Source organism: Streptomyces antioxidans (assembly GCF_000968685.2).
Classification (GTDB): domain Bacteria; phylum Actinomycetota; class Actinomycetes; order Streptomycetales; family Streptomycetaceae; genus Streptomyces; species Streptomyces antioxidans.
Window position 1 is genome coordinate 139,302 of sequence record NZ_LAKD02000102.1, and the last position, 16,978, is coordinate 156,279.

The window sequence follows — 16,978 nt, forward strand, 5'->3', positions numbered from 1 at the left end:
GCCCCGGAGGCGAACCGAGCCTCAAAAAAGAAGGAACGCAGTGTGCAGTGGAGGGTTCTGCTGGTGGACGATCATCCCCTCTTTCGGGAGGGCTTGGCCGCCGCCGTCAATCTCGATGTCGCGTTCACCGTCGTCGGCCAGGCGGCGTGCGCGGACGGCGCGGTGGCCGAGGCCGTGCGCACCGGTCCGGATCTGGTGATGATGGATCTCGCGCTGCCGGGCCGGTCCGGGCTGGAGGCGACCCGGCGGATCCTGTGCGATCACCCCGAGATCCGGGTGCTGGTCATGACGATGTCGGAGGACGACGACAGTCTGCTGGCCGCCCTGCGCGCCGGGGCCCGTGGCTATCTCCTCAAGGGCGCGGGCCGGGACGAGATCCTGCGGGCGCTGCACACCGTGGCGCGCGGTGGCGCGGTCTTCAGCCCGCGGATGGCCGAGCGGCTGGGGGCGCTGGTCGGCGCGTCGGGTTCGGCGTCCGCGAAGGAGGCGTTCCCGACGCTGACCGCCCGGGAGCTTGAGGTGCTGGATCTGCTCGCGGCCGGGCTCGGCTATCGCCAGATCGCCCAGCGGCTGGTGGTGACGGACAAGACGGTGCGCAATCACGTCGGGTCGATCTTCGCCAAGCTCCAGGTGCGCGACCGTGCCCAGGCGATCGTGCGCGCCCGGCAGGCAGGTTTGGGAGGCGAATGACGCGCTCCCCCTCGTGGCTGATACTGGGGGCGTTATGGAATACCTCATCCTTGCCGTAGTCATCGCTGTGGTCGCGGTCGCCGCGATCAGCGGGCTCGTGATCAGCGGCCGCAAGAAGAAGCGGCTGCCCCAGCCCCCGCCGAGCAGCCCCACCGTCACCGCGCCGCCCGCCGAACCGCACGTCGGTGAGGAGGCCGAAACCCCGCGTGAGGAGCCACGCAGAACCATCGAGGAGGTGGATCTTCCGGGTGCCGGGGCCCCGGCCGCGGAGGCGCCCGCTCCCGCCGCGCCCGAGGTCCCGCCGATCGAGGTCCCGGAGCCCTCGGCCGGCCGGCTGGTCCGGCTGCGCGCCCGGCTGTCCCGGTCCCAGACCACTCTGGGCAAGGGGCTGCTGACGCTGCTGTCCCGGGAGCACCTTGACGACGGGACCTGGGAGGAGGTCGAGGACACGCTGCTGACCGCGGACGTCGGGGTGGCGCCGACGCAGGAGCTGGTCGAGCGGCTGCGGGAGCGGGTGAAGGTGCTCGGCACCCGTACGCCCGATGAGCTGCGCGGGCTGCTGCGCGAGGAGTTGCTGCACCTGATCGGCACCGAGGCCGACCGTTCGGTGCACACCGAGAGCGGTGTGGGCGCGAATGGTGAGGAGAAGCCGGGTGTCGTCATGGTCGTCGGCGTGAATGGCACCGGTAAGACGACCACGACCGGCAAGCTGGCCCGGGTGCTCGTGGCCGACGGCAAGTCGGTGGTGCTCGGCGCGGCCGACACCTTCCGCGCGGCCGCCGCGGATCAGCTGCAGACCTGGGGCCAGCGGGTCGGTGCCCGTACGGTCCGGGGGCCGGAGGCCGGCGATCCGGCGTCGGTGGCCTTCGACGCGGTGAAGGAGGGCATCGCCGAGAGCGCGGATGTCGTCCTTATCGATACCGCGGGGCGGCTGCACACCAAGACCGGTCTGATGGACGAGCTGGGCAAGGTCAAGCGGGTCGTGGAGAAGCACGGCGCGGTGGACGAGGTGCTGCTGGTCCTGGACGCCACGACCGGGCAGAACGGCCTGGTGCAGGCGCGGGTGTTCGCCGAGGTGGTGGACATCACCGGCATCGTGCTGACCAAGCTGGACGGCACCGCCAAGGGCGGCATCGTGGTGGCGGTCCAGCGTGAGCTGAACGTCCCGGTCAAGCTGGTGGGTCTGGGGGAGGGAGCGGACGATCTCGCGCCGTTCGAGCCGGAGGCGTTCGTCGACGCGCTGATCGACGGCTGAGGCCGTTGGTGGGGGATCACCCGTATCGCGCCGGACGGGCCGGGGTCGAACTCCCGGCCCGTCCGGCGTTTCGCGTAACGGCGTTCCGGCCGCGGGCTCAGCTCCCGGCCCGATGGCTCACATAGGCCAGAGTCCCCAGGACCAGCCGGGCGTGCGGCGGGCGGCCCGCGGTGTCGAGGGTCGGCGGGCGCAGCCAGCGGACCGGTCCGAGGCCGCCGAGGTCCGAGGGCGGGGCGGTGATGTGGTCGCCCGGGCCCAGGCAGCGCAGATCGAGGTCGGCGTCGTCCCAGCCCATGCGGTACAGCAGCTCGGGGAGTTCGGCGGCGGCGCCGGGGGCGACGAAGAACTGGGCGCGCCCGTGCGGGGTGGCGGCCACCGGGCCGAGGGGCAGCCCCATCCGCTCCAGCCGGACCAGCGCGTGTCCGCCCGCGTACTCCGAGACCTCCAGGACGTCGAACGAGCGGCCCGCGGGCAGCAGTACGGCCGCCCCCGGGACCTGCTCCCACGCGGCCGCGGCGGCGTCCAGCGTGGCGCCCGCCGGGACGCCGGAGGCGAAGGCGAGCGGATGCGCCCCGGGGGAGGGGCAGTCCCGGTCACCGCATGAACATTCGTTTCTGCCGCTCCCCGAGCCCCGAGCCGCCCGCGCGCCCGGCACCACGTCCCAGCCCCACAGACCGGTGTACTCCGCCACCGTCGTGGACTCGGACGTACGGCCGCGGCGCCGTGAGCCGGACCGCATATCCCGGATGCCGCCGATCGTGAAGCCCATGCCCCCTCCAACGGGTACCGCTCTCGATGGTTACGAGCGGGAGCGCGGTGATGACGCTCCGTCGCCGATGAGGTGCGGCGGTGTGCGCTCCGATGTGACGGAAGTGGTGAGGCGCGACCCGCGCGCCCCCACATGCACCCCTTCACCTTTTCCCGTCGCCTCGGTGTCAAGTGAATCGTGGGAAACGGCAACCGGGTTCATTCGAAGGGGTGGCGAATGGTGGCGTTTTCGGGAAGCGCCTCGCCGGAGGCGTGATCGTAGGATTACTTTCAGTGCACAGTCCCTGGAAAGGCGCGCTCACTCGAATGTGAGCTGACGACGGGCGGAGTACGGATCGGTACATGCCACTGGCATGAGGCGGTTCCCGTCCGGACGGTTGATGCGCTGTATCCCGGGGACAACTGACCGTGACAGAAGGCATTCTGGTGGCGGTCCGGGAAGATTCGTGGGATGGGGGCGTTCCGGGTGGGCGACGTCGGTGGCGGTGCTGGGAAGCGCCCCAATGCGCAACTGGGGTCGTGGTTCGTGCGCAGCGGCTGGTCGAAGGGGGAGCTGGCGCGCCAAGTCAACCGCAGAGCGCGGCAGTTAGGCGCCCACCACATCAGCACGGACACCTCGCGGGTGCGCCGCTGGCTGGATGGCGAGCAGCCCCGTGAGCCGATTCCGCAGATCCTCTCCGAGCTGTTCTCCGAGCGCTTCGGCTGTGTGGTCGGCATCGAGGACCTAGGGCTGCGCGCCGCCCACCGGTCACTGTCCGTGTCCGGGGTGGACCTTCCCTGGGCCGGGCCCGAAACCGTCGCGCTGATCGGCGAGTTCTCCCGCAGCGATCTGATGCTCGCCCGCCGCGGCTTCCTCGGCACCTCGCTCTCGCTGTCCGCGGGCCCCGCCCTCATCGAGCCCATGCAGCGCTGGCTGGTGCCCTCGACGGGCGGACAGCCCGGCGGCGCCCGGGCGGCCGACGGCGGGCGCGCGCGCCGGGTCTCCCGGCTCTCCGAGCCCGAGCTGGAGCTGCTGGAGTCCACCATCATGATGTTCCGCGCCTGGGACGCCCAGTGCGGGGGCGGGCTGCGCCGCAAGGCGGTGGTCGGCCAGCTGCACGAGGTCACCGACCTGCTCCAGGAGCCGCATCCGGACGCGGTCTCCCGGCGGCTGTTCAAGGTCGCGGGCGAGCTCGCCCAGTTGGCCGGGTGGATGAGTTACGACATCGGGCTCCAGCCCACCGCCCAGAAGTACTTCGTGCTCGCCCTCCACGCCGCCAAGGAGTCCGGCGACCGCCCCCTCGGTTCGTACGTCCTCTCCAGCATGAGCCGCCAGATGATCCACGTCGGGCGGCCGGACGACGCCCTGGAGCTGATCCACCTCGCGCAGTACGGCAGCCGGGAGAACGCCACGCCGCGCACCCAGGCCATGCTGTATGCGATGGAGGCCCGCGCCTACGCCAATATGGGCCAGCCCAGCAAGTGCCACCGAGCGGTGAAGATGGCCGAGGACACCTTCGCCGAATGCGCCGGGGCCGACGGCGACCCGGACTGGATCCGCTTCTTCTCCGAGGCCGAGCTCAACGCGGAGAACGCCCATTCGTACCGCGATCTCGCCTATGTGGCCGGCCGCAGCCCCACCTACGCCAAGATGGCCGACCCGGTGATGCGCAGGGCCGTGCGGCTCTTCGGCAAGGAGGCCGAGAACGAGTCCGGTCCCCAGCGTTCGTATGCGCTCAACCTGATCGGCATGGCCACCGTCCACCTCCTCCAGGCCCAGCCCGAGCAGGCCGCCGCGGTGGCCCATGAGGCGCTGCCGCTCGCCAAGCGGGTGCGCTCGGAGCGGGTCAACAACCGGCTGCGCAAGACCGTGGACACGGCGGTGCGCCAGTTCGGCGACGTACCGGAGATCACCGATCTCAGTGAGCGGCTGGCCACCCTGATGCCCGACAACCCCGAGACGACGGGTCCCGGCCAGGCCGTCTGAGCGGCCCCGGCGATGATCGCGGCACCGTAACGGAGGGCCCCGGACCGCCCACCGCGGTTCACCGCCGCGTAACACTCCCGCGTCCTTCGTCACTGCGGCGAAACATCGGGCGGCATTGGCTGAAACGGCGCTGCGCCAACCTCGAGGCGAATACCGGCCCACCGATGTCCTGCCCGCACGGGCCGTCGCTTCGAGGAGACGTCCACATTGAATGGCGCAAATACAGCGTTCGTCTTGATCAGCGCCGCGCTCGTGATGCTGATGACCCCCGGCCTGGCCTTCTTCTACGGCGGCATGGTGCGGGTGAAGAGCGCCCTGAACATGCTGATGATGTCCTTCATCTCGCTCGGCGTCATCTCGCTGCTGTGGGTGCTGTTCGGCTTCTCGCTCGCCTTCGGTGATGACATCGGCGGCGGGTTGCTGGGCAATTTCGACCACATCGGCTTCAAGGGCATCGAGCCCGCCTCGCTGTGGGGCGAGAAGCCGGACGCGATCCCGGTCCTGGCCTTCGCGCTCTTCCAGCTGATGTTCGCGGTGATCACCCCCGCGCTGATCAGCGGAGCCGTCGCCGACCGCGTCAAATTCGGCGCCTGGGCGCTCTTCATCACCCTGTGGGCCACGGTCGTCTACTTCCCGGTCGCCCACTGGGTCTGGCAGGCCGACGGCTGGCTGTTCAAGCAGGAGGTCATCGACTTCGCGGGCGGCACGGCGGTGCACATCAACGCGGGCGCCGCGGGCCTCGCCGTGGCCCTGGTGGTCGGCAAGCGCATCGGCTTCAAGAAGGATCCGATGCGCCCCCACAACCTGCCGCTGGTGATGCTCGGCTCCGGTCTGCTGTGGTTCGGCTGGTTCGGCTTCAACGCCGGCTCCGCCCTCGCCGCCGACGAGACCGCGGCCAACATGGCCTTCAACACCCAGATCGCCACCGGCGTCGCGATGCTCGGCTGGCTCGCCTACGAGCGCATCCGGCACGGCGCGTTCACCACCCTGGGCGCCGCCTCCGGCGCGGTCGCGGGCCTGGTCGCCATCACCCCCTCCGGCGCGGCGGTCAACGCCTGGGGCGCCATCGTGATCGGCCTGGTGGCCGGGGTCGTCTGCTCCTGGGCCGTCAGCTTCAAGTACAAGCTCGGCTACGACGACTCGCTCGACGTGGTCGGAGTGCACCTGGTCGGCGGCCTCATCGGCACCCTCCTGGTCGGCGTCCTCGCCACCGACGGCGTCGGCGGCGTGAGCCAGCTGGGCAAGCAGGCCCTCGGCGCCTTCACGGTGCTGATCTACTCCTTCGCCGTCTCCTGGGTCCTGGCCAAGCTGATCGACGTCACCATCGGCTTCCGGGCCAGTGAGGACGACGAGCTGGGCGGCGTCGACCAGGCGTTCCACGCCGAGACCGCCTACGACTTCAGCGCGGTCGGCGGATCCCCCCGTAGTACGGTGCCCGGCGCGGACCAGGCAGGCGCGTCCGCGCCGCAGAAGCCGCACAACAAGAAGGTGGACGCGTGAAGCTCATCACCGCGGTAGTGAAGCCGCACCGGCTCGACGAGATCAAGGAAGCGCTGCAGGCGTTCGGCGTCCAGGGGCTGACCGTCACCGAGGCCAGCGGCTACGGCCGCCAGCGCGGCCACACCGAGATCTACCGGGGTGCGGAGTACACCGTCGACCTGGTGCCCAAGGTGCGCATAGAGGTGCTGGTCGAGGACGAGGACGCCGATGACCTCATCGACGTCGTGGTCAAGGCGTCCCGCACCGGAAAGATCGGGGACGGCAAGGTCTGGAGCGTCCCCGTCGAGACCGCGGTCCGCGTCCGCACCGGGGAGCGCGGCCCGGACGCCCTCTGACGCCTACGGACCACCAGTGGCATGCGGACAGGGAGCCGAGTTGACGGAAAGCCTCGAGACCACGAACCACAGCACCGACTCGGGGCCCGGCGGCTACGCGGCGGCGCGGCTGCGACTCCTCCAGGAGGAGTCGCGGTCCGGGCCGCCGCGCCGCACCGCGCTGGCCGGTCTCACCGACCAGTGGCTGGCCGCCCTGCTCAACGGCGGCGCCGAGACCGCCGGGATCGACCGGGGCGTCTCCCTGGTGGCCGTCGGCGGCTACGGACGCGGCGAACTCTCCCCGCGCAGCGACCTCGATGTGCTGTTGCTGCACGACGGCTCCGCCGACCGTTCGGCCCTCGCCGCGCTCGCCGACCACATCTGGTACCCGGTGTGGGACATGGGCCTCGCCCTCGACCACTCCGTACGCACCCCCGACGAGGCCCGCGGAACGGCCGCCGAGGACCTGAAGGTCCAGCTCGGCCTGCTCGACGCCCGCCACATCGCGGGCGACGCCGATCTCACCGCCGATCTGCGCACCACCGTCCTCGCCGACTGGCGCGCCCAGGCCCCGCGGCGGCTGCCCGAGCTCCACGCGCTGTGCCAGGAGCGCGCCGAACGCCACGGGGAGCTGCAGTTCCTGCTCGAACCCGATCTGAAGGAGGCCCGCGGCGGGCTCCGCGACGCCACCGCGCTGCGCGCCATCGCCGCCTCCTGGCTCGCCGACGCCCCCCGCGAGGGGCTTGACGACGCGCGGCGGCGGCTGCTGGACGCCCGTGACGCGCTCCATCTGTCCACCGGCCGCGCCACCGACCGCCTCGCCCTCCAGGAGCAGGACCAGGTCGCGGGCGCCCTGGGGCTGCTCGACGCCGACGCCCTGCTGCGCCAGATCTACGAATCCGCCCGGATCATCTCCTACGCGTCCGATGTCACCTGGCGCGAGGTCGAACGGGTGCTGCGCGCCCGTTCGGCCGCCCGGCCCCGGCTGCGCGCCCTCCTCGGCGGGCGCGGCGGGCGCGGGGGCCCCGGAAGCGGCGCGGACACGGGGGAGCGCAGCCCGCTCGCCGAGGGCGTGGTGGAGCAGGACGGCGAGGTGGTGCTGGCCCGCGCCGCACGCCCCGACCGCGACCCCGTGCTCCCCCTGCGGGCCGCCGCGGCCGCCGCCCAGGCCGGACTCCCGCTGTCGCCGTACGCCGTAAGGCGGCTGACCGCCGCCGCCCGGCCGCTGCCCGTGCCGTGGCCGCCCGAGGCCAGGGAGCAGCTGATCACGCTGCTGGGCGCGGGCGAGTCCACCGTCGGCGTGTGGGAGGCGCTGGAGGCCGAGGGGCTGATCACCCGGCTGCTGCCGGACTGGGAGCGGGTGCGCTGCCGTCCGCAGCGCAACCCCGTCCACCGCTGGACCGTGGACCGGCATCTGGTCGAGACCGCGGTCCGGGCCAGCGCCCTCAGCCGCCGGGTCGGCCGCCCCGATCTGCTGCTGGTCGCCGCGCTGCTGCATGACATCGGCAAGGGCTGGCCAGGTGACCACTCGGTGGCCGGGGAGACCATCGCCCGCGATGTCGCCGCCCGTATCGGCTTCGACCGCGCGGACGTCGCGGTCCTCGCCACCCTCGTACGCCACCATCTGCTGCTTGTCGAGACCGCCACCCGCCGCGACCTGGACGACCCGGCCACGGTGCGCTCGGTCGCCGAGGCCGTCGGTGGCGCCACCACCCTGGAGCTGCTGCACGCCCTCACCGAGGCCGACGCCCTCGCCACCGGCCCGGCGGCCTGGAGCGCCTGGCGCGGCTCGCTCGTCGCCGACCTGGTCAAACGGGTCTCGGCGGTGCTCGCGGGTGAACCCGCGGACGACTGGTCCACCCCGCAGCAGACCACGGCCGAGCAGGAACGCCTCGCGGTCGAGGCATGGCGCACCGGCGGCCCGGTGCTGGCCCTGCACGCACGCTCCGAGGCACTGCCGCCCGGCGAAACCGGCCTCCTTACGGAAGTCACCGAAGGGCCACCCGAGGAGGGGCCCAGCGGTCAGGAGCCGATCGGCGTGGAACTCCTCATCGCCGTCCCCGACCAGCTCGGAGTCCTCGCCACCGCGGCCGGTGTCCTGGCCCTGCACCGCCTTACGGTGCGCGCGGCGGACCTGCGCGCCGTCGAACTGCCGTCGGACCTGGACGCGGCGGACACCGTGGGCGGGGTACTGCTCCTGAGCTGGCGGGTGGCGGCCGAGTACGGCTCCCTGCCACAGGCCGCCCGCCTCCGGAACGACCTGCTCCGCGCCCTGGACGGCTCGCTCGACATCGTCGCCCGCCTCGCCGAGCGCGAGGCCGCCTACCGCAAGTACCCGCGCCGCCGCGGGGTGCACGCCCCACCACCCCGGGTCACGGTCGCCCCCGGCAGCTCCCAGCTCGCCACCGTGATCGAGGTCCGCGCCCAGGACGCCCCCGGCCTGCTGCACCGCATCGGCCGCGCCCTGGAAAACACCGGCGTCGCGGTCCGCAGCGCCCATGTCTCCACCCTCGGCGCCAACGCGGTGGACGCGTTCTATGTCACAGACGACTCCGGCGCCCCCCTGAAACCCATGCACGCGGCCGAGGTGGCCCAGGAAGTCGAACGAGCACTGACCAGCCCGCCCGTGGCCTGAGGGGCGGGTCGCATCCCGGCCCCCTCCGGCCTTTGAGGAGCGGGGTCCGGGTCGGAGCCTCGGCGGGGGCACGGGGGCGGAGCCCCCGGAACAACAGTCGCGTCGCAAACCCGGGGGCAGACCGTTCGCACGACGGGCGGATACCCTTGGAGGCCGACCACCGACCCGACATCCGACCGAAGGATTCGCGACCACCGTGTTCGATACCCTCTCCGATCGCCTCGCAGCGACTTTCAAGAACCTCCGGGGCAAGGGACGCCTCAGCGAGGCGGACATCGACGCCACGGCACGCGAGATCCGGATCGCCCTGCTCGAAGCCGACGTGGCGCTGCCCGTCGTCCGGGCGTTCATCAAGCAGGTCAAGGAGCGCAGCCTCGGCGCGGAGGTCTCCCAGGCGCTCAACCCCGCCCAGCAGGTCATCAAGATCGTCAACGAGGAGCTCATCGGCATCCTCGGCGGCGACGCCCGGCGCCTCCGCTTCGCCAAGCAGCCACCGACCGTGATCATGCTCGCGGGTCTGCAGGGCGCCGGTAAGACCACGCTCGCCGGAAAGCTCGGCCGCTGGTTGAACGGCCAGGGCCACACCCCGCTGCTCGTCGCCTGTGACCTCCAGCGTCCCAACGCCGTCAACCAGCTCTCGGTGGTCGCGGAGCGGGCCGGTGTCGCCGTCTTCGCCCCCGAGCCGGGCAACGGTGTCGGCGACCCGGTGAAGGTGGCGCAGGACTCGATCGAGTTCGCCCGCACCAAGCAGCACGACGTCGTGATCGTCGACACCGCGGGCCGCCTCGGCATCGACGAGGAGCTGATGCGGCAGGCCGCCGACATCCGCGACGCGGTCCGCCCCGACGAGGTCCTCTTCGTCGTCGACGCGATGATCGGCCAGGACGCGGTGAACACCGCGGAGGCGTTCCGCGACGGCGTCGGCTTCGACGGTGTGGTGCTCTCCAAGCTGGACGGCGACGCGCGCGGCGGTGCCGCGCTGTCCATCGCGCATGTCACGGGCCGCCAGATCATGTTCGCCTCCAACGGCGAGAAGCTGGACGACTTCGACGCGTTCCACCCGGACCGCATGGCGTCCCGCATCCTCGGCATGGGCGACATGCTCAGCCTGATCGAGAAGGCCGAGCAGACCTTCAGCCAGCAAGAGGCCGAGAAGATGGCGGCCAAGCTGGCGAAGGGCCCCAAGGAGTTCACGCTCGACGACTTCCTGGCGCAGATGGAGCAGGTCCGCAAGATGGGCTCCATCTCCAAGCTGCTCGGCATGCTGCCGGGCATGGGCCAGATGAAGGACCAGATCAACAACCTGGACGAGCGGGATGTGGACCGTACTGCGGCCATCATCAAGTCGATGACCCCAGGCGAGCGCCAGGACCCCATGATCATCAACGGTTCGCGCCGCGCCCGTATCGCCCGCGGTTCCGGCGTCGAGGTGAGCGCGGTCAAGAACCTGGTGGAGCGGTTCTTCGACGCACGCAAGATGATGTCGAAGATGGCCCAGGGCGGCGGCATGCCGGGGATGCCCGGGATGCCGGGCATGCCGGGCGTGGGCGGCAGCGCCAAGCGCAAGGGCAAGCAGCAGAAGAAGGCCAAGGGGAAGCAGCGCTCGGGCAACCCCATGAAGCGCAAGGCCGACGAGCAGGCCGCCGCGGCACGCCGCGAGCAGGGCGGCGCGTTCGGGCTGCCCAACGGTGACCAGGGCGGTCAGGACTTCGAACTCCCCGACGAGTTCAAGAAGTTCATGGGCTGAGCTGAGCCTCCCGGGTCCAGAGCCGCCCCCCGTACGAGCCAGCCGTCCCGTACGAGCCAGCCGTCCCGTACGAGCCAGCCGTCCCGTACGGACGAACCGCCGCCGTGCCCGTACGAACGAACCGTAAGGCCCCTGCGCACGCCGTCAGGGGCCTTACCCGACGGCCCCGTTCAGACGCGGCAGATCAGATAGCGGAAGACGTTCGGCATCCACACCGTGCCGTCCACCCGCTGATGCGGATGCAGCGCCTCGGTGATCTCCTTACGGACCTGGATCGGATCCGTGACCTGCTCCGCCGCGTCGAACAGTCCGGTCGACAGCAGCCCGCGCACCGCGCTGTCCATGTCGGCGTACCCGAACGGGCAGGCCACCCGGCCCGAGCCGTCGGGTCGCAGGCCCGCCCGCGCGGCCAGCTCCTCCAGGTCGTCCCGGCCGCACGGCCGCCAGCGCGCGGGGGAGCACATGGGATCGGCGAGCCGGGCGCCCACCCGCAGCACCCCGGAGGTGGCGCAGCGCTCCGGCGGACCCCATCCGGCGAGCACCACGGCCCCGCCGCGCTCGGTGTGGGCCACGGCGGCCGTGAGCGCGGACGCGGCGGCGGGCACCGTCGCACCGGGGCTCCCCGCGCCCAGGGCGGACAGCGGCTCGAAGGCGGTCACCACCGTGAAGGCCGCGTCCGCCGCCGCCTCCCGCGCGCACGGGCTCTCCGGGCCGCCGAGGCCCAGCCGCGGGGGCCGTGCCGGGTCGCTCGGCGCACCCGCGGCGGTCAGCCGTTCGCGCGCGAGCTCCAGGCGCCGCTCGTCCGTGTCCACTCCGCACACCGCGGCGCCGCGCGCGGCCGCGATGAGGAGGGCGAGCCCGGAGCCGCAGCCCAGGCCCAGCAGGCGCGTTCCGGCGCCGACGTCCAGCCGTTCGTACACGGCCTCGTACAGCGGGACCAGCATCCGCTCCTGGATCTCCGCCCAGTCGCGGGTGCGGGCGTGCGCGTCCACCGTCCACGACGGGGCATGGCACGGGCGGTGCCGCCGTACGAGCGTAGATGTCATCGAAAGGGCCCCAATCAGCGAAGATCTGTGCCGTCGTCAGATTCGGTGTCACATCCCCCGTTGTGCGTTATGACGTCCCACCCCCAAATGCCAGGGAACTCCGCATCCGTCCCCGCGTCCAGAGGTTTCACGGCCGTGCTTGCGTGCCCCCTGTGTGCGCCCCCGCGCACCCGTGGCTACGCCTCGCTCCCCGGACCGCCCCCTGACCTCCGCCGGGCTCCTGGACGGCTCCTGGGTGGCCATGGGCGTGGCGCGGGCGGCCATGGGTGTGACGCGGGCGGTGGCCGGCGCTGATCGCCTCGCCCTGGTCCGATTCACGGTTCGGTACCCCCGGGCCGTACGATCGGCGCCATGGCTAAGGCTCCCGTGCTCACCCCCCGGGCGGAGGACTTCCCCCGCTGGTACCAGGACGTAATCAACAAGGCCGAACTGGCCGACAACGGCCCGGTGCGCGGCACCATGGTGATCCGACCGTACGGGTACGGGCTGTGGGAGCGGATGCAGCAGGACATGGACGCCCGCATCAAGGCGGTCGGCGTCCAGAACGCGTACTTCCCGCTCTTCATCCCGCAGTCGTATCTGGCCAAGGAGGCCGATCACGTCGAGGGATTCGCGCCGGAGCTCGCGGTCGTCACCCATGGCGGCGGTAAGGAGCTCGAGGAGCCGGTCGTCGTGCGGCCCACCTCCGAGACGATCGTCAACGAGTACTTCTCCAAGTGGGTGCAGAGCTACCGCGATCTGCCGCTGCTGATCAACCAGTGGGCCAATGTGGTGCGTTGGGAGCTGCGGCCGCGGCTGTTCCTGCGGACGACGGAGTTCCTGTGGCAGGAGGGCCACACCGCGCACGCGTCGTACGAGGACGCCAGGGCCTTCGCCGCCCGGATCCACCGCGAGGTCTACGCCCGTTTCATGGAGGACGTCCTGGCGATGGACGTGGTCCTGGGCCGCAAGACCGCCCGGGAGCGGTTCGCCGGCGCCCTCAACACCCTCACCCTCGAAGGGATGATGGGCGACGGCAAGGCGCTCCAGCTGGGCACCAGCCATGAGCTGGGCCAGAACTTCGCCCGGGCCTTCCACACCAGCTATCTGTCCAAGGACGGCGAGCAGGAGCTGGTCTGGCAGACCTCCTGGGGCAGTACGACACGGATGGTCGGCGCGCTGGTGATGATGCACGGCGACGACAACGGCCTGCGGATCCCGCCGAGGCTGGCCCCGGTCCAGGTCGTGGTGCTCGGGATCAAGGGCGATGACGCGGTGCTCGCCAAGGTCCGCGAGATCGGTGATCTGCTCACCGCGGCGGGCGTGCGGGTCCACGTCGACGACCGTACGGACACCCCCTTCGGCCGGCGGGCGGTCGACTGGGAGCTCAAGGGTGTCCCGGTCCGGGTCGAGATCGGTCCGCGTGATCTGGAGGGCGGCACCGCGATGGTGGCCAGGCGGATCCCCGGCGGCAAGGAGCCGGTGCGCGCCGAGCTGCTGCCGGAGCTGTTGCCGAAGGTCCTGGAGGAGGACCAGGCGCTGCTGCTGCGGCAGGCCCGTGAGCGCCGTAAGGCGCGCACCACGGATGTGACGACTCTGGAGGAGGCCGCCGAGGCGGCGGCCGCGGGCGGGTGGGCCCGCATCCGGTGGGCTGACCTGGGGCCGGAGGGCGAGGCGGCGCTCGCCGAGCGGTCCGTGTCCGTCCGGTGTCTGGTCACCGAGGACGGGGCGGTGCCGGACGCCGACGACGCTCCAGGTAACGTCGCGTTCGTCGCGAGAGCCTACTGACGTCGCCAGAGCCGATGTCGCCAGGGCCGCTGAACCGGTACGTACCGGCTTGGTGCGCGGTGCGTGGCTCATCCATACATTTACGCACCCGCCCCTCGTCGTCGTACATCACCGTGAACTGACTGGTACGTGCAAATTATTTGGGATGCCCCGGAATCGGAACACCGGACCGGCCCCGCTCGTTAGCACGACGTGAGCACGACACCACCTGTTCTCGCCGCAGAGCTGGCACAGGCGTGGGCCGATATTCAACGGCACCACCCCGAGCTGCCGGATCTCGCCGCGCCCGAATCGCTGATCGGAGAATCGTCGTCCGCATGTGGCGCCGAGCTCTCCTTCGAACGGCTGCTGCATGAGGCAGTGCATGGGATCGCCGCTGCCCGCGGAGTCCGTGACACCTCACGCGCCGGCCGCTACCACAACCGCCGGTTCCTGGCGATCGCCGAGGAGCTGGGGCTTGACCACCCCGAGGAGCCGCACCCCAGCAGCGGCTTCTCGCTGGTCACCCTCAGCCCCGAGGCGAGAAAGCGGTACCGCACGACGATCGACCGCCTCCAGCGCGCGCTCAAGGCGCACTCCATGGCGACCACCGCCGAGACCTCCCGCACCTTCCGCGGGCCCGCCGCCCGCCACGGCTCGTCCGGCGGCGGGGTCAGGGTGAAGGCGGTGTGCGACTGCGGGCGCAATGTCCGCGTCGTCCCATCGGTGCTGGCCCAGGCGCCGATCGTATGCGGTGGATGCGGGAAGCCGTTCCGCATTCCGGAGCCGGTGGCCGCGGTCGGCTGACCGGTTACGGTGTGGCACAATGGTCCGCTGTACTCGGCAGTCGACCAGGACCCCTCTCTCCTCCGGCTGACGCGTCCATCGGGCACTCGAGTACCGCAACCCCACGCGGCACGTCGCAGTGCTCAACCACGTCAAGACCAGGAGACACCACTCCCGTGGCAGTCAAGATCAAGCTGAAGCGTCTGGGCAAGATCCGTTCGCCTCACTACCGCATCGTCGTCGCCGACTCCCGCACCCGCCGTGACGGCCGGGCGATCGAGGAGATCGGTCTGTACCACCCGGTGCAGAACCCGTCGCGCATCGAGGTGGACTCGGAGCGCGCGCAGCACTGGCTGAAGGTCGGCGCGCAGCCGACCGAGCCGGTGCTGGCCATCCTGAAGGTCACCGGCGACTGGCAGAAGTTCAAGGGTCTGCCCGCGCCGGCTCCGATGAAGGTCGCCGAGCCGAAGGCCGACAAGCGCGCGCTGTTCGAGGCAGCCGCCAAGGACGCCGGTGACGAGCCGAAGGGTGAGGCGATCACCCCGAAGGCGAAGAAGGCCGACAAGAAGTCGGACGAGGCGGCCGAGTCCGCTGAGTCCACCGCGTCGACCGAGGCCTGAGGATGCTCGAGGAGGCCCTCGAGCACCTGGTGAAGGGCATCGTCGACAACCCCGACGAGGTGCAGGTGGCCTCGCGCAACCTGCGGCGCGGGCGGGTGCTCGAGGTCCGGGTGCACCCCGATGACCTCGGCAAGGTGATCGGCCGCAACGGCCGCACCGCACGCGCCCTGCGCACCGTCGTGGGCGCCATCGGCGGCCGTGGGATCCGCGTCGACCTCGTCGACGTCGATCAGGTCCACTGAGGCGATCAAGAAGAGCACCGGCACGGGCCGGGGAGGGCCTTGGGCCGTCCCCGGCCCGTGTGTGTGAAGGGACATCGCATCGTGCAGTTGGTTGTCGCGCGGATCGGCCGTGCCCATGGCATCAAGGGCGAGGTCACCGTCGAGGTGCGGACGGACGAGCCGGAGCTGCGGCTCGGCCCGGGCGCCGTGCTGGCCACCGAGCCCGCCTCGGCCGGGCCGCTGACCATCGAGTCCGGCCGGGTGCACAGCGGTCGGCTGCTGCTGCGCTTCGAGGGGGTGCGCGACCGCAACGCGGCGGAGGCGCTGCGCAACACCCTGCTGATCGCGGAGGTCGACCCGGAGGAACTACCCGAGGACCCCGAGGAGTTCTACGACCATCAGCTGATGGACCTCGATGTGGTCACCGTGGACGGCACGGAGATCGGGCGGATCTTTGAGATCTCCCATCTGCCGTACCAGGATCTGCTGGTCGTGAAGCGCCCCGACGGGGGTGAGGTGATGATCCCGTTCGTCTCCGAGTTTGTGCCGGAGATCGATCTGGAGGCGCAGCGCGCCGTGATCGACCCGCCGCCGGGCCTGCTCGACGAGGCCGAGGCGGAGATCGCGGGCAGCCGTAAGGCCGAGGCCGAGGGCGGCCGTAAGGGCGACAGCGCCGGTGGTGACGACCGTAAGGGCGACACCGCGGGCGGCCGTGAGGATGACTCGTCATGAGGCTCGACGTTGTCACGATCTTCCCCGAGTACCTGGAGCCGCTGAACGTCTCGCTGGTCGGCAAGGCCCGCGCCCGGGGCCAACTCGACGTACGCGTCCACGATCTGCGCGGCTGGACGCACGACCGGCACAACACGGTCGACGACACCCCGTACGGCGGCGGCCCCGGCATGGTGATGAAGCCCGAGCCCTGGGGCGAGGCGCTTGACTCGATCATGGCGTCGGGCGAGGCGGAGGGGCTGGTCAAACCCACGCTGATCGTGCCGACCCCGAGCGGCCGTCCGTTCACCCAGGCCCTCGCCGTCGAGCTCGCCGAGCGCCCCTGGCTGGTCTTCGCGCCCGCCCGCTACGAGGGCATCGACCGCCGGGTGATCGAGGAGTACGGCGAGCGGCTGGAGGTCCACGAGGTCTCCATCGGCGACTACGTCCTGGCCGGCGGCGAGGCCGCGGTGCTGGTGATCACCGAGGCGGTGGCCCGGCTGCTGCCGGGCGTACTGGGCAACGCCGAGTCGCACCGCGACGACTCCTTCGCCCCCGGCACGATGGCCGACCTCCTGGAAGGGCCCGTCTACACCAAGCCCCCCGAATGGCGCGGCCGCCCCATCCCTGAGGTACTGATCAGCGGCCACCACGGCAAGGTCGCCCGCTGGCGCCGTGACGAGGCGTTCCGCCGCACCAGCGAGAACCGCCCCGATCTGATCGAGCGCTGCGACCCGGCGACACTCGACAAGCACGACCGCGCGCTCCTGGCCGAGCTGGGCTGGGAGGAGCTGCCCGGAACCGGCGGGACGTCTGGCGGGGCGGCTGACGGGGCCCGATTTGGGCGGCAGGACCGCGCCGTGGAAGAATAGGCCGCTGCCGTACGTCCGGGTGTGCGCCCCTGCCACAGGGGGACCGACGCCCACCCGATGAGGGCGGCACTCCGAATCATCATCCGATATACCGCTGATGA

At 71.5% G+C, this 16,978-nt stretch carries 15 protein-coding genes; 13 read left to right on the forward strand and 2 right to left on the reverse strand.

The window, feature by feature from the left end; genetic code table 11:
- Positions 1 to 42 precede the first annotated feature (42 nt).
- Complete coding sequence (locus VT50_RS30830; protein WP_046087423.1) at positions 43 to 690, forward strand: response regulator; 648 nt, start codon at positions 43 to 45, stop codon at positions 688 to 690.
- Between the two features lie 34 nt (positions 691 to 724).
- Complete coding sequence (ftsY, locus tag VT50_RS30835) at positions 725 to 1,945, forward strand: signal recognition particle-docking protein FtsY (RefSeq protein WP_046087422.1); 1,221 nt, start codon at positions 725 to 727, stop codon at positions 1,943 to 1,945.
- 97 nt (positions 1,946 to 2,042) lie between these two features.
- Here ftsY and VT50_RS30840 read toward each other — a convergent pair whose 3' ends face one another.
- Complete coding sequence (locus VT50_RS30840; protein ID WP_046087421.1) at positions 2,043 to 2,714, reverse strand: bifunctional DNA primase/polymerase; 672 nt, start codon at positions 2,712 to 2,714, stop codon at positions 2,043 to 2,045.
- A 450-nt stretch (positions 2,715 to 3,164) separates the two neighbouring features.
- Here VT50_RS30840 and nsdA point away from each other — a divergent pair, with 450 nt between their 5' ends.
- The 5 genes from nsdA (at position 3,165) to ffh (ending at position 10,875) form a co-directional block, all read left to right on the forward strand.
- Positions 3,165 to 4,679 (forward strand): transcriptional repressor NsdA, encoded by a 1,515-nt coding sequence (nsdA, locus tag VT50_RS30845; protein ID WP_046087420.1) that lies wholly within the window; start codon positions 3,165 to 3,167, stop codon positions 4,677 to 4,679.
- A 207-nt stretch (positions 4,680 to 4,886) separates the two neighbouring features.
- Positions 4,887 to 6,179: an ammonium transporter gene (locus VT50_RS30850; RefSeq protein WP_046087419.1), complete on the forward strand. Its 1,293-nt coding sequence runs from the start codon at positions 4,887 to 4,889 to the stop codon at positions 6,177 to 6,179.
- Entirely contained in the window at positions 6,176 to 6,514 is a 339-nt protein-coding gene (locus VT50_RS30855; protein WP_046087418.1) for a P-II family nitrogen regulator, read from the forward strand. Before VT50_RS30850 ends, VT50_RS30855 begins: the two co-directional genes overlap by 4 nt.
- Positions 6,515 to 6,554: 40 nt before the next feature.
- The gene (locus VT50_RS30860) at positions 6,555 to 9,128 is read left to right on the forward strand and encodes a [protein-PII] uridylyltransferase (RefSeq protein ID WP_046087417.1); all 2,574 of its coding nucleotides are present in this window, start codon (positions 6,555 to 6,557) and stop codon (positions 9,126 to 9,128) included.
- Between the two features lie 196 nt (positions 9,129 to 9,324).
- On the forward strand, positions 9,325 to 10,875 hold the full coding sequence (ffh, locus tag VT50_RS30865; protein WP_046087416.1) for a signal recognition particle protein: 1,551 nt from the start codon (positions 9,325 to 9,327) through the stop codon (positions 10,873 to 10,875).
- A gap of 170 nt (positions 10,876 to 11,045) precedes the next feature.
- Here ffh and VT50_RS30870 read toward each other — a convergent pair whose 3' ends face one another.
- Positions 11,046 to 11,921, reverse strand: coding sequence for a methyltransferase domain-containing protein (locus VT50_RS30870; RefSeq protein WP_046087415.1), 876 nt, complete (start codon positions 11,919 to 11,921; stop codon positions 11,046 to 11,048).
- Positions 11,922 to 12,272: 351 nt separating this feature from the next.
- Here VT50_RS30870 and proS point away from each other — a divergent pair, with 351 nt between their 5' ends.
- The 6 genes from proS to trmD all read left to right on the forward strand — a co-directional run bounded on the left by proS (position 12,273) and on the right by trmD (position 16,877).
- Positions 12,273 to 13,688, forward strand: coding sequence for a proline--tRNA ligase (gene proS / locus VT50_RS30875; RefSeq protein WP_046087414.1), 1,416 nt, complete (start codon positions 12,273 to 12,275; stop codon positions 13,686 to 13,688).
- Positions 13,689 to 13,880: 192 nt separating this feature from the next.
- Complete coding sequence (locus VT50_RS30880; RefSeq protein WP_046087413.1) at positions 13,881 to 14,474, forward strand: hypothetical protein; 594 nt, start codon at positions 13,881 to 13,883, stop codon at positions 14,472 to 14,474.
- A 155-nt stretch (positions 14,475 to 14,629) separates the two neighbouring features.
- Positions 14,630 to 15,073, forward strand: coding sequence for a 30S ribosomal protein S16 (gene rpsP / locus VT50_RS30885; RefSeq protein ID WP_046087412.1), 444 nt, complete (start codon positions 14,630 to 14,632; stop codon positions 15,071 to 15,073).
- A 2-nt stretch (positions 15,074 to 15,075) separates the two neighbouring features.
- A complete protein-coding gene (locus VT50_RS30890; RefSeq protein ID WP_046087411.1) occupies positions 15,076 to 15,315 on the forward strand; it encodes an RNA-binding protein in 240 nt (79 codons plus the stop codon).
- Between the two features lie 81 nt (positions 15,316 to 15,396).
- The gene (gene rimM / locus VT50_RS30895; RefSeq protein ID WP_046087470.1) at positions 15,397 to 16,026 is read left to right on the forward strand and encodes a ribosome maturation factor RimM; all 630 of its coding nucleotides are present in this window, start codon (positions 15,397 to 15,399) and stop codon (positions 16,024 to 16,026) included.
- Positions 16,023 to 16,877 carry a tRNA (guanosine(37)-N1)-methyltransferase TrmD gene (gene trmD, locus VT50_RS30900; protein ID WP_046087410.1) on the forward strand — a complete coding sequence of 285 codons (855 nt, stop codon included), beginning with the start codon at positions 16,023 to 16,025 and terminating at the stop codon, positions 16,875 to 16,877. The genes rimM and trmD overlap by 4 nt, the downstream gene beginning before the upstream one ends.
- Positions 16,878 to 16,978 lie beyond the last annotated feature (101 nt).

Excerpts from the sequence above, each read along its gene's own strand:
- ftsY (WP_046087422.1), top strand. The coding sequence starts at position 725 with ATGGAATACCTCATCCTTGCCGTAGTCATCGCTGTGGTCGCGGTCGCC.
- VT50_RS30840 (WP_046087421.1), bottom strand. The coding sequence starts at position 2,714 with ATGGGCTTCACGATCGGCGGCATCCGGGATATGCGGTCCGGCTCACGG.
- nsdA (WP_046087420.1), top strand. The coding sequence starts at position 3,165 with ATGGGGGCGTTCCGGGTGGGCGACGTCGGTGGCGGTGCTGGGAAGCGC.
- VT50_RS30870 (WP_046087415.1), bottom strand. The coding sequence starts at position 11,921 with ATGACATCTACGCTCGTACGGCGGCACCGCCCGTGCCATGCCCCGTCG.
- proS (WP_046087414.1), top strand. The coding sequence starts at position 12,273 with ATGGCTAAGGCTCCCGTGCTCACCCCCCGGGCGGAGGACTTCCCCCGC.
- VT50_RS30890 (WP_046087411.1), top strand. The coding sequence starts at position 15,076 with ATGCTCGAGGAGGCCCTCGAGCACCTGGTGAAGGGCATCGTCGACAAC.
- trmD (WP_046087410.1), top strand. The coding sequence starts at position 16,023 with ATGAGGCTCGACGTTGTCACGATCTTCCCCGAGTACCTGGAGCCGCTG.